Annotated in this window: 7 protein-coding genes; 4 read left to right on the top strand and 3 right to left on the bottom strand. The window is 49.7% G+C overall.

The genetic code is table 11. The annotated features are described in order from the left end of the window. Positions 1-43 precede the first annotated feature (43 nt). Positions 44-286 carry a hypothetical protein gene (locus DBY97_RS01855; protein ID WP_107831985.1) on the bottom strand — a complete coding sequence of 81 codons (243 nt, stop codon included), beginning with the start codon at positions 284-286 and terminating at the stop codon, positions 44-46. 509 nt (positions 287-795) lie between these two features. Here DBY97_RS01855 and DBY97_RS01850 point away from each other — a divergent pair. From DBY97_RS01850 to DBY97_RS01835, 4 genes are all read left to right on the top strand, one after another. Continuing rightward, on the top strand, positions 796-1,278 hold the full coding sequence (locus DBY97_RS01850) for an FKBP-type peptidyl-prolyl cis-trans isomerase (protein ID WP_003683125.1): 483 nt from the start codon (positions 796-798) through the stop codon (positions 1,276-1,278). Between the two features lie 217 nt (positions 1,279-1,495). After that, positions 1,496-5,782, top strand: coding sequence for a 1,4-alpha-glucan branching protein GlgB (gene glgB, locus DBY97_RS01845; RefSeq protein WP_107857232.1), 4,287 nt, complete (start codon positions 1,496-1,498; stop codon positions 5,780-5,782). Between the two features lie 145 nt (positions 5,783-5,927). Beyond that, complete coding sequence (glgX, locus tag DBY97_RS01840; RefSeq protein WP_107857231.1) at positions 5,928-7,913, top strand: glycogen debranching protein GlgX; 1,986 nt, start codon at positions 5,928-5,930, stop codon at positions 7,911-7,913. A gap of 314 nt (positions 7,914-8,227) precedes the next feature. Further along, complete coding sequence (locus tag DBY97_RS01835; protein ID WP_063068232.1) at positions 8,228-10,708, top strand: glycogen/starch/alpha-glucan phosphorylase; 2,481 nt, start codon at positions 8,228-8,230, stop codon at positions 10,706-10,708. Between the two features lie 129 nt (positions 10,709-10,837). Here DBY97_RS01835 and DBY97_RS01830 read toward each other — a convergent pair whose 3' ends face one another. Continuing rightward, positions 10,838-12,331, bottom strand: coding sequence for a surface lipoprotein assembly modifier (locus tag DBY97_RS01830; protein WP_107857230.1), 1,494 nt, complete (start codon positions 12,329-12,331; stop codon positions 10,838-10,840). 115 nt (positions 12,332-12,446) lie between these two features. Next, a complete protein-coding gene (locus DBY97_RS01825) occupies positions 12,447-13,412 on the bottom strand; it encodes a Slam-dependent surface lipoprotein (RefSeq protein WP_107857229.1) in 966 nt (321 codons plus the stop codon). Between the last annotated feature and the right edge of the window lie 75 nt (positions 13,413-13,487).

Genomic DNA, 13,487 nt, shown 5'->3' with positions numbered 1-13,487 from the left:
GGATACGCAATGGTATCCTGCTTTTTTTATATTCAAAAGAATATTATTTAGCAGCTTCAGAAGCGGCAGATGCAGCAGCTTCAGTAGCAGAAGCAGCAGCTTCAGTAGCTTCGGTAGCAGCAGAAGCGGTAGCTTCAGTAGCAGAAGCAGCAGCTTCAGTAGCAGAAGCAGCGGCTTCGGAAGCAGCAGAAGCGGCAGAAGCAGCAGTTTCAGCAGCTTTATCAGCACCGCCACAAGCGGCCAAAGCTAAAGACAACAAAGCAGCAGCGAACAGAGATTTTTTCATTTTTAAGAACCTTTTTTAAATCGATTTAAACTAAAAATAGCCGTCAAACGGCCTGTACAGTAGAAATTCATTGCTGAATTTTTTAATATTATGCCCCACGGGATAGGTCAATGCAACGTTGCGTAACCGTTTGTTGGCTAAAATCAATACGAAAATAGTGAAAATAATGTAAATCATATTGGCGCGCGAAAAATCATCTGAAAATATTCATTATTAATGAAGATTTTAAAAATACATTGTATTCAATGAGTTGTGTATTTTTATTTGTTATTGGTTTTAAGGGTTTGGAATGTTTTTGCGTTTAGGGAAATTTTTGTAATTTAGCAACTTTGTGTTGTGAAAAAGCAACTTTTATGGATTGGAATCATTCAATTTTGTTTTTTATATGGACTTTTTCGGTTTTGTTGTATTCGCCAAAAGGATTTGTTTAAGGTAAACCGATTGTTTAGTTACAGCTGTGATAGAATAGCCTGAACTTGACTTTATAAATATTGATTAAGGACGACATGATGTCTATTGTTAAAAATTCCGTAGTTTCCCTGCATTATGAAATGTACGATGCAAACAACCAGTTGTTGGACAAAACCGAAGAGCCGATTGCTTACTTGCATGGGGGTTATGACGGTATTTTCCCTTTGGTGGAAGAAGCGTTGCACGGCAAAAATGTAGGCGATACCGTTGAAGTGGCTTTGTCCCCTGATGATGCTTTCGGCGAGCAAGATCCTGAGCTGGTGCGCATTGAAGATGTAAGTGTGTTCCCTGTTGAAGTTGAAGTCGGCATGATGTTTGAAGCCGATGATCCGGAAACAGGTGATGTATTGATTTATCGTGTAACCGATGTTGCCGACGGTAAAGCCGTAGTAGACGGCAACCATCCTTTGGCCGGTATGAAAGTATTGTTCAAAGCGACTGTTGAGGGCGTGCGCGATGCGACCGAGGAAGAAATTGCCCACGGTCACGTACATGGCCCGCACGGTCATCACCATCACTAATCAGGCTTAACGCATGATAAAGGCCGTCTGAAAAGGAATGAAATTCTCCTTTTCAGACGGCCTTTAAGTTTTTATAAGACGGATAAATAGGAAATTTTGGCTCAGGTCAAATCAAGCGGGGAAATATGGGGTTTGTTTGAGACTACAATGAATTACATATCACGGTGCGGCAGAATCTGTATTAAGATTCAGATATTGGTAAAACAGGCAGAATGCAATGAGTGAGACATTGGAGCAGCAGGCTGTAGAGGCCGGTATTGATTTAGGCTACCACGACATCAACGGTACATATCATGCGACCAAACCTGAAGTTTTGGAATCGATCGTTGCTGTTTTGGACAAAAGCAAACCGGATTCAGACGGCCTTTATCTGAATACGATGGTCGCGCATGAAAACGGCGAAGAATCTTTACAGATGCCGTCTGAATTTCATGGTGCGGAAGCGGTCGTATTGATTGATGAGGCGGATGAGTGCCAGAGCTTGACTTTATATCCGGGCGACAACGATACGCTTTGGATTAAGCTGCCCCAACTGGCTTGCGGTTATTACACTTTGTCGGCTGAGACCGGCGGCAAATGTCGCCTTGTACGCCTGATTGTTGCACCTGAATCGGTTTACCAACCCAAACTGCTTGCCAATGGCGGTCGGATGAATGGTTTGACCATGCATTTGTACAGCCTGCGTTCCGAGCGCAACTGGGGCATAGGCGACTTTACCGATTTGCTGAACCTGATGAAATATGCGGCTGAGAAAAAGCTGGATTTTGTCGGTATTAACCCTTTGCACGCTTTGTTTACCAGCAAGCCCGCCTTTGCCAGCCCGTATAGTCCTTCTTCGCGCGAATGGCTCAATCCGATTTATTTGGATGTTGAGAAGGTCGGTGCGTTTACTTATAACGAACAACTGAAAAACTGGCTGGCACAACCGAAAATCCGTCAGCGCATCGCTGCTTTGCGTATCACGGAAACGGTGACTTATACGGCGGTTTGGGCATGCAAGCGTGATGCGCTGCACATGGCGTTTAACGCGTTTGAACAAGATACTTGCGAAGCTGCGGTAAATGAACGCGCTGCATTTGAAGCATTTGTTGCGGACAAAGGCGAGACTTTGCAGGGCTTCGGTTTGTTTGAGGCTTTGGACCAGTATTACAGCCGTCCCGGACAAGTGGGTTGGCAGTCATGGCCGTCTGAATTTCATCAACCTGATGGCGAAGCCGTAGAAAAATTTGCGCGCAGTCATGAGCGGGAAATCCGTTTTTATATGTGGCTGCAATGGCTTTGCGCGGAGCAATTGCAAGAAGTCAACCAAGCCGCTGCCGAATACGGTGTCAAACTCGGCATTTACGGCGATTTAGCGGTCGGCGTGGCGCGAGGTAGCGCGGATACTTGGTTAAACCGCCAAGATTATTGTATGGACGTATCGGTCGGTGCGCCGCCCGATCCTTTAGGGCCGACAGGGCAGAATTGGAATTTGCCGCCGCTTAATCCGTCGATGTTAAAACATACGGGCTATGAAAAGTTTGCCCATTTGTTGCGCGAAAACATGCGCCTGTATGGCGTGTTGCGGATTGACCATGTGATGGCGCTGTGTCGTTTGTGGTGGGTTTTAAACGATAAAACAGCAGATTTCGGCGCATATGTGCATTACGATGCCGAAGTAACTTTTGCCATTTTGGCATTGGAAAGTCAGCGCAACCGTTGCGTCATCATCGGCGAGGACTTGGGGACGGTACCCGATCAAGCGCGTTATCTGCTTAACCGCTATCAAGTGTTCTCCTACAAAGTCATGTATTTCAGCAAGGGCTGGAATGGTTTCCAATTGCCGGAAGAATATCCCGAGCAGGCGATTACGGTCATCAGCACCCACGATGTCGCGCCCTTGGCAGGTTATTGGATAGGCAAAGATTTGGATACGATGTTCAAACTCGGTACTTTGCCTGATGCAGCCGCTTTTCAGACGGCCTTGGATGAACGCGAACACGATAAAGCCGATTTGCTGGATAAATTGAAAGAAACCGGCTGTCTGGGTGCAGACGTACAAATGCCGGCAAAAGCCGATGAAATCTTGCTGGCGGCTTTGCACAAATACGGCGTATTGAGCCGCAGCAAACTTTACGCCGTACAGTTGGAAAACCTGCTGGGCGTCATTGACAATCTGAATGTCCCGGGTGTAACCGAAGGCTATCCGAACTGGGCGCAAAAAATGCCGGTTTCTTTGGAAGATTTCCTACAACACCGCCTTATGGGCGGCCAACTTGCCATTATTGACGAGGTACGCATGAAAACAAACAGCCAAATCAAGACTTATCATGAACTTGACCAAATCGAGCGCGATACGGTCGAAAGCCTGTTTCTTGCCACCCATAGCGATGTGTTCGCTTATTTGGGACGACACCGCCTTGCAGAGGGCGATGAAGTGGTACGCGTTTTGATTCCCGGCGCAGTAAGCGTGGATATCGTGAACCGCCGCAGCGGCGAACTCATCGTGCCGTCTGAAAAAATTGATGAACGCGGTTTCTTTGTGGCCGTCTTGCCCGATGATGCGCCCGATTACGCTTTGCGTATCCGTTACACCGAAGACACCGAGCCAGTGATTGAAGAAGACCCTTATCATTTCAGCTCTGCGTTGCAAGACATGGATTCCTGGCTGTTGGCCGAAGGCAAACACCTGCGTCCTTATGAGACTTTAGGCGCGCATTTTGCCGAGTTGGACGGCGTGAAGGGTGTACGCTTTGCTGTCTGGGCGCCCAATGCGCAACGTGTTTCCGTTATCGGCGAATTTAATAACTGGGACGGCCGCCGCCATGTGATGCGTTTCCACCGCGACAACGGCATTTGGGACATCTTTATTCCTGCCGTCAAACTCAACGCCCTCTACAAATTTGAAATCCGCGATGCCAACGGCGATGTGCGTGAAAAAGCCGACCCGTATGCTTTCGGTGCTGAACTGCGCCCGACCACGGCATCTATCGTACGCGGTTTGCCTGACGAAGTCGAAGAACCGGCCTTCCGCGCCCGTGCCAACGCCATTGATGCGCCGATCAGCATTTATGAAGTGCATTTGGGTTCGTGGAAACGCAATCCCGAAAACAATTTCTGGCTGACTTACGAAGAGCTCGCCAAAGAATTGGTGGCATACGTCAAAGACATGGGCTTTACCCATATCGAGTTTTTGCCTGTTTCCGAATATCCGTTTGACGGCTCATGGGGCTATCAGGCGACTGGTTTGTATGCGCCGACCAGCCGTTTCGGTTCGCCGGAAGAATTGCGCGCATTGATTAAAGCCGCGCACGATGAAGGCATCAGCGTTATTCTCGACTGGGTAGTCGGCCATTTCCCAACCGACGACCACGGCCTGGCCAAATTCGACGGCACCGCGCTGTACGAACACGCCGATCCGCGCGAAGGATACCACCAAGACTGGAACACTTTGATTTACAACTTCGGCAGAAACGAAGTGAAAAACTTCCTGCAAGGCAATGCCCTGTATTGGATAGAACGTTTTGGCTTCGACGGTATCCGCGTTGATGCGGTTGCTTCGATGATTTACCGCAACTATTCGCGCAAAGACGGCGAGTGGATTCCGAACCAATACGGCGGCCATGAAAACCTCGAAGCCATCGCTTTCCTGCGTGATACCAACACCATGTTGAAAGAGGAAGTTCCGGCTGCGACTGAAATCGCCGAAGAATCTACTTCGTTCGCCAATGTGACCCGCCAAGAAGGTTTGAACTTCAGCTTCAAATGGAATATGGGCTGGATGAACGATACTTTGCGTTACATGATGGAAGACCCCATCAACCGCAAATATCACCACAACAAAATGACCTTCGGCATGATGTACCAGTACAGCGAAAACTTCGTCCTGCCGCTTTCACACGATGAAGTCGTGCATGGCAAACGCTCGCTGCTCGGACGTATGCCCGGCGACTGCTGGCAACAATTTGCCAACCTGCGTGCCTACTACGGCTTTATGTACGGCTTCCCCGGCAAAAAACTTTTGTTTATGGGCAGCGAGTTTGCACAAGGTCGCGAGTGGAACTACAACGAAGGACTGGATTGGTTCTTGCTGGAGCAAGAAGGCGGCTGGCACAAAGGCGTACAAGACTTCGTGCGCGAATTGAACCATGTCTATAAAGACAACGCGCCGCTTTACCAATTAGACCAATGGCCTGAAGGCTTTGAGTGGCTGGTTGCCGATGACGGCGATAATTCCGTATTCGTCTTCGAGCGACGCGACCGTGAAGGCAACCGCGTTATCGTTATTAGCAACTTCACACCTGTGGTGCGCGAAGGCTACCGTTTCGGTGTGAACTCTGCCGGCGAATACCGCGAAATCCTCAACTCAGACGACCTGCATTACAAAGGCAGCGGCGTTTCTGCTGGCGCAACGGTGGAGACAGAAGAAGTTTGGTCGCATGGCAAACCAAATTCCCTGTCTGTTACCGTACCGCCGTTGGCAACCGTTTACCTGTATCAGGCGGCAGTCAAAGAAGAAGCGTAAATCAACTTTGAGGGTGGGCATCATGCCTGCCCAATCAGCTGAAAATTAAAAGATAGTGACATCAATATGACTCAAGGCCGTCTGAAAGATTTTCAGACGGCCTTATATTGGACACGAAACCAAATACATATCAAGGAATCATTCTATGACTGCCAAATCATGGCATATCGAGGAAGGCAAGCCTTATCCCATGGGCGCGACCCTGACGAGCAAGGGCGCGAATTTCACCTTGTTTTCCATCAATGCCGAAAAGGTCGAATTGTGTCTGTTTGATAAGGATAAAGAAACCCGTTTGGAGATGCCTTCGCGGCGCGGTTCGGTATTTTACGGATTTGTGCCGGATGTTAAGGCAGGGCAGCGATACGGTTTTCGCGTGTATGGACGTGAAAACGCAGAATACGGCTCATGTTTTAATCCCAACAAATTGCTGATTGACCCGTATTCCAAAAAAATTGACGGCAAACCAAGCTACCGTACCGCCGAAGAAATGGCATGGTTCAGGCCGGAAGATGAACGCGACAATGCCGCCGTTGCGCCGAAAAGCGTCGTGATCGGACGCAGCCGATTTAATTGGGCCAAAGATTGCCGTCCGGAAATACCGTGGGGCAAAACCGTTATTTATGAAGCCCATGTCAAAGGGTTTACCAAGCAGTTTCCCGATTTGAAGTACGCAGGCACTTATAAAGCCTTGAGTGATAAACGGGTTTTGGCCTATTTGCAAGAGTTGGGAGTAACAACGGTCGAGCTGCTGCCGATTCATTATCATTTGGACGAATACCATCTTCAGCAGATGGGCTTGAGCAATTATTGGGGCTACAACACTTATTCCCATTTTGCCGTTGAGCCGTCTTATGCCGATAATCCCGAGCGTGCGGCGGCGGAGTTTAAACAAGCGGTCAAAGCCCTGCATCAGGCAGGTTTGGAAGTGATTTTGGATGTCGTGTACAACCACACGGCAGAGCAGGACGACAAAGGCCCGATGTTGTGTCAGCGCGGTATCGACAACACCTTATGGTATTGGCACACCTCTTACGGCAGCTATGAAAACTGGTCGGGTTGCGGCAATACGCTTAATATTGTCCGGCGCGATGTTACCCGTTGGGCGGCAGACAGCCTGCGCTATTGGGCGGAAGAGTTTCATATTGACGGCTTCCGTTTCGATTTGGGAACCGTATTGGGACGCGAACCCGATTTCCAATCGTACGGCCGTTTTTTCCAAGTCCTGTATCAAGACCCGGTTTTAGCCGGTTTGAAGCTGATTGTTGAAGCATGGGACATCGGCGAGGGCGGCTATCACTTGGGCAATTTCCCGCAACCTTTTGCCGAATGGAACGGCCGTTTCCGCGATGATATGCGCACGTTTTGGTCGTGGGAAAGCGGCAATTTGGGCGCATTTGCCGAACGCTTGGCCGGGTCGTCCGATATTTTCAACCACAGCGGCCGCCACCCGTCTGCCAGCATCAACTTCATCACTGCACACGACGGCTTCACTCTGCGCGATTTGGTCAGCTATAACGAAAAACACAACGAAGCCAACGGTGAAAACAACCGCGACGGGCATAATGAAAACATCAGCTACAACCACGGCGTAGAAGGCGAAACCGATGATGAAGAGGTTTTGCTCAACCGCGAATACACCTCCAAAGCGTTGCTTGCCTCCTTATTTTTATCCAACGGTACGCCCATGCTGTTGGCCGGCGATGAGTTCGGCAACAGTCAGCAAGGCAACAACAACAGCTACTGCCAAGATAATCCGATTACATGGTTGGATTGGCAAAATGAGTCCCATGTATTGCAAAATTACACTCAAGAGTTGATACGTGTTCGCAGCCAAATCAAGCTGCTGACAGATGATTGTTGGTGGGAAAAAGAGCGTGTGCAATGGCTCAATGCCGATAGCAGCCCGATGACCGAATATTGTTGGCAAAACAGGGGCAGCAAGGCGATTCAGATTGTTTTGGACGATGAATGGCTGCTGTTGGTCAATGCCAAACGTAGTCGTCAGTTATTTAACCTGCCTCAAGGCAATTGGAAAATTTCTTGCGTACCATCTGAGAAATTTAATTACGAAGAATCAGGAAAATGTGTTGTTGAGCATATGGGAATTTGGATTTTACATAAAACAAATTAAATGAGAATTAAACTATTGGTTGATTAACTCTTTGATATTTTGTCAGTATTTTCTGATTTGCAGCTTAGTAATATAAATTGAAAATGCCAATAAGATGATGAATGGTTTAACTGTTAATTGAATGTTTTATAAAGAAAAATATATCCTTTTTTTAAATCTTTCCGCTATAATCCCCTTAGTTTGTAACAAATCTACGCACCATTCCTTTCAGACGGCCTGTTGCTGTTGTCAGGCCGTCTGAAAACCGAGTTTCGTTGTTTTTAATAAAACCATCAGGCGCGTTGTCCAGTGCCTCACGCTAGAGAAAGGCTTCCATGGCTAAGAAAAAACTCCCCATCTCCGGTTACGATTATGTAATGCCTAAACCGGACGCCGAAACCATCCGTAAATCCATCGTTTACAAGCTGATTTTCATCTTGGGCGTAGATCCGAAGGAGGCAACTTCACACCAATGGCTCAACGCCGCCATGCTTGCCGCGCGTGACCTGATTGCGGAAGATTTCCTCAAAACACGCCGCGCCCACATCGACAACAGCAAACGCATGGTTTATTACCTGTCTATGGAATTCCTGCTCGGCCGTTCGTTTGTCAACGCGCTGATTAACGAAGGCGTTTACGCCGAATTTGAAGAAGCCTTCAAGCAACTGGGCAAAGAATTTGCCGATGTCTGCGAACAAGAAGAAGATCCAGGTTTAGGTAACGGCGGTTTGGGCCGTCTTGCCGCCTGCTTCCTCGACTCTTTGGCAACCCTGCGCATTCCGGCCATGGGCTACGGCATCCGTTACCAATACGGTATGTTCAAACAAGAAATCGTGGATGGACAACAAGTTGAAAAACCCGATTTGTGGCTCGACCAAGATTTGGCATGGCAATTTGCCCGTCCGAACAAACAATATTCCGTCCGTTTCGGCGGTCAAGTATTGAACTTGGGCGACAAAAAAGAATGGCAGCCGAGCGAAGAAATTTCCGCTTGGGCATACGATGAAATCATTCCGGGCTATGGCGGCGAATGTGCCAACCCATTGCGCTTGTGGACCGCACACGCAGGCAACCTGTTTGACCTTGCCGACTTCAACCGAGGCGACTATGCCTCTGCCGTTCGCGCACAAAACAGCGATGAAAACATCTCACGCGTCCTGTATCCGAACGACTCTACCGATTCCGGCCGCGAATTGCGCCTGAAGCAAGAATACTTCTTGGTTTCCGCTTCCGTTCAAGACATCGTTGCACGTCACAAATGCCGTTTCCCAAGCATCCGCACTTTGGCGGACGAAGTCGCCATCCATTTGAACGACACCCATCCGGTGCTCGCTATTCCAGAATTGATGCGCATCCTGATTGATGAAGAGGGCATCGCATGGACTGAAGCATGGAATATGTGCTGTAAGATTTTCTCTTACACCAACCACACATTGATGAGCGAAGCCTTGGAAACTTGGCAGGTTGACCTGATGGGCCGTCTGCTGCCGCGCCACTTGGACATCATCTTTGAAATTAACGCTTACTTCCTCAATGCCTTACGCGCCATCGGCAACTTCGACGACGACTTTGTCCGCCGCGTATCCATCATTGACGAAACCCACGGCCGTCGCGTCCGCATGGCATGGCTGGCGGTCATCGGTTCGCACAAAGTCAACGGCGTGGCAAAAATCCACTCCGATTTGATGACCACATCCATCTTTGCCGACTTTGCCAAAATATTCCCAGAACGCTTTACCAACGTAACCAACGGCGTAACCCCGCGCCGCTGGATCAACATCGCCAACCCGGGCCTGACCAAATTCTTGGACAAACATCTAGGCGACGAAGACTGGCGTCTGCATTTGGACAACCTGACCAAGCTCAACGACAAAGTGGACGATGCCTCCGTACAGGCAGAATTCGGTGAAGTGAAAAAAGCCGCCAAAGAGCGCCTTGCCAAATACATCGAAACCGAGCTGGGCATCAAAGTTAACACCGATGCACTTTTCGACATCCAAATCAAACGTATCCACGAGTACAAACGTCAAGCATTGAACGTGATGCACATCGTTGACCGCTACAACAAAATCTTGGAAAACCCAGATTTCGATTGGCAGCCGCGCGTGTTCATCTTTGCCGGTAAAGCCGCTTCCGCCTATTACATGGCGAAGAAAATCATCCGACTGATTAACGACGTTGCCAAAGTCATCAACAACGACCCCCGTATCCGTGACCTGATTAAAGTCGTTTACATCCCGAATTACAGCGTCAGCCTTGCCCAAATCATCATCCCGGCCGCCGATTTGCACGAACAAATCTCACTGGCAGGTACAGAGGCATCCGGTACCAGTAACATGAAATTTGCCCTCAACGGCGCAATCTGTATGGGCACACTGGACGGCGCGAACGTTGAGATTTTGGAAAAAGTCGGCGCGGACAACTGCTATATCTTCGGTAACACCGTAGAACAAGTCGAAGAAATCCGCCGCAACGGTTACGACCCGTTGAGCTATATCGAGCGAGACAGCGACCTGCGCCGCGTCGTCAACCAAATCAGCCAAGGCACTTTCTCTCCGGAAGAGCCAAACCGCTACAACGACGTGTTGCAACCATACGGCGACTTCTATCAACTGATGGCCGATTTCCGCAGCTACATCGACACGCAATACAAAGCGGACGAGCACTACCGCAACGTATCCGCATGGCGCAAATCAGCCTTGATCAACATCGCCAACATGGGCTTCTTCTCATCCGACCGCTCCATCGCCGACTACTGCCGCGATATTTGGTACATCAAACCATTGAGCGAAAAAGAATTGCCCAGCAGAAATTAAGCGTTGAGCAGATAGCGAAAGCCGATACATCGGAAAGGTGTATCGGCTTTTTTCAGACGGCATGAAATAGAAACGAGTAAAACAGTATGGTTGTATCGCTGTTTTAGCGTATTTCGAAATGACTCAATTTTAAAATCGATATTTAAAATTTAGTAACCATTCATTCTGACGGTAGCGGTAATGTGCTGTATTGCTATGGGAGATTGAGCGTCTGAAACGAAATTCAGGATACACGCCTTTAAGGTTCCACTGCGGAAAGCCCACAGCGGCTATCATTATGTATTGATTGTCGCGCCGCCGTTTGTTGTCGCTGACAAAACTTGCCGCATCATAAAGACTGCGGCGGTGAAGCAGGATGGCGTTGAGGTAAGTACCGCTTGAAAAAAAACTATACGCTCCCAGCCGTGTTGTATATTCCTTGCTGGAAGAAGATTTTTCGGGATAGGCTTTGCGTGTTGCATCAAAGTTGGCGAACAGGCCGCTTTTCGATGTGAGAGAAAATTCTGTCCCCGCGCCCAGTTCGTATTGTTTGTAGTCGGCAAAATAATCTTTGCTTTGTCCGCTGTATCCGGTCTTTTTCGCTCCGGCACGGGCATTGACACGCCAGCGCGGGGAGAGTGTGCGCGACCAGTCGGCATCCACACCCCATGCGCGGTAGTGGGTGTGGCGGTTGCGGAAGTCGTATTCGAAATAGGGCAGCAGGGAAAAGGAGGAGCGTGTGTCGGCATAGGCGTATCCCGCGTAAAGCGAATCGTTGTGATAGCCGTAATCCGGCATGGCCGCCGAACTTTTGTCTTTTTCCGTGTAGCGGTTGCCGTACAGCACACCGCGCACCTGTACACCATGATGCCCTTTGAGCGGGACGGTTTTTTCGGCGGTCGCGCTATAGGATAAGAAGGTCGAATCCGTTGGCGCAGGCAGGGTGCGCTCCATCAGGCACATGCCCGCGATTTCCCACACGCATTGGTTGATGCCGTTGCCTTGGTTTACATTGCTGTTGTAGCCGTAGCCGAGGCCAATTTGGCCGTGCCAGCGGCGGCGTTTGCCCAGTTCGGACAGGTAGTTTTCCACGATGGGGCGGGTTTCAGCAGGAATATCTGTTTTCAGAACTTTTTCAAATGCGGCGGCGGACTCTTTGTTTTGGTTGTCTTCGGCATAAAACCGCCCCGCTTCGAGCAGCAGGCGGGGGTTGTCAGGTTCGGCTTCCAAGGCCGTCTGAAAACTGTTCTCCGCCGCGCGGAAATTCCCTTTGTCCCGTTTTTGCAGCGCATCGGCCAAATGAATCAGCGCGGGTTTGTGTTGCGGCAGTTTTGCGTAGCGGGCGGCGAACTGCCGCACTTTGTGCCACTGCCGCGTATTGAGGGCGTGGTAAATCGCGCTTTCCAGCTCTTCCGCCGTATCGCCGACTTGGTAGACTGCACCGTCTATCATGATGTAGCCGTCGTTTTCCTCCGCTTCCCCGCGTGCCTGTTCCGTGTCCAGCCAGTCACTTTCTCGATATTGCTGCGTTTGGCGGCTGCTCTCATCCAGCAGGCGGCGGCGTTCATCTGCGGCATCGTTGGACGGAGCGGCAAGGCAGACCGTGCAGAGCAGTAGAAAAAGCAGGCAGAAGTGGTGTTTCATGGGATAGGGTCCTTTGGGCGGGGAGGCCGTCTGAAAGAAGTCAGATTCGATAAAACCAAAGCGGGATGCAGACTATGGTCAAGCTGCATCCCGTTGTATTCTTGACAATTTGGGCTTATTGTTTGCGACCGCCGAAGGCTACATCTTTATCTACTCCCGCGCGATCCACGATACCGGCCAAGGCTTCCGCACTGTTGCCGTAGAAACGGCCGGTAATATGTTCGTTCACCTTGCCGTTGTCAAATGTGCCGTTGCTCCGAATATTGGTACCGGCGAAGTTTACACTGTCACCTGGACGGGAGATACTGCCTGTCAGTGAACCTGACCCTGTCCCGTAATTGGCGGTAAGTGTACCGGTGTAGAAATCGTTGCGACCGGGAGTGTGTTTGTTCACGCCCAATACATTGTATTTAGCATTAACGAGCTTCGGCATATTTCGGGTCGGATTGTCGCCTACATACCAAACGGTGCGTTTGCCGTCCGCCATATTCAAATCCGTACTGTTTTGTAGCGGATTGCCTTTGCGCGGAGCCCATTCGCCGAAGAACACGTTGCCGTCGTTGCCGTTCATACCCGGCACCTTGGCGATGACTAGGCCGCCGAACTTGGGTGCGGCGGGAATGGCCGGGTTGGCCATCTGGCGCACGCTGTATACTTCGGTGTTGTTGTGGCGGTTTTCATACCACACCTGTCCCAACGGCGGATTATAGAACCAGCCGATTACCGGTTTCACATCCTTTAAGGTCAGATAATGCGGATTGCGCGTGCCGTCCACATTGGCATAGGGGTCGTTGCCGTTAATCGGAACTTTCTGTGTGCCCTGTTTATATTTGATACCGATATGTTTAACCGGGCCGTCTTCCAGATTGATGGAGTTTGACCAACTATGGCCGTTGTCGGTACTGAATGCTAAGCCTGCCTTGCCAGCACCGAAGGGTTGCCAACTGGAGGTACCTGGTTTGACCGTTATCCAATAGCCATCCTTTCTTTTTTGACTTGAACCACCTTCCGGAGCGGCGACGGCTGCGCCAAAAACACCGCACAGCGTCGCGGCCAACAGGGTTTGTTTGAAGATAGACATGATAAGTCTCCTTTTAAACATTAAGTGAATAACAACAAACATCCGCTTTATTGCCGCCGGCTGGCGGAAAAAACG

Origin of the sequence: Neisseria subflava (assembly GCF_003044645.1) — a bacterium.
GTDB lineage: Bacteria > Pseudomonadota > Gammaproteobacteria > Burkholderiales > Neisseriaceae > Neisseria > Neisseria subflava_B.
This window is presented reverse-complemented; position numbering and strand designations above follow the sequence as displayed.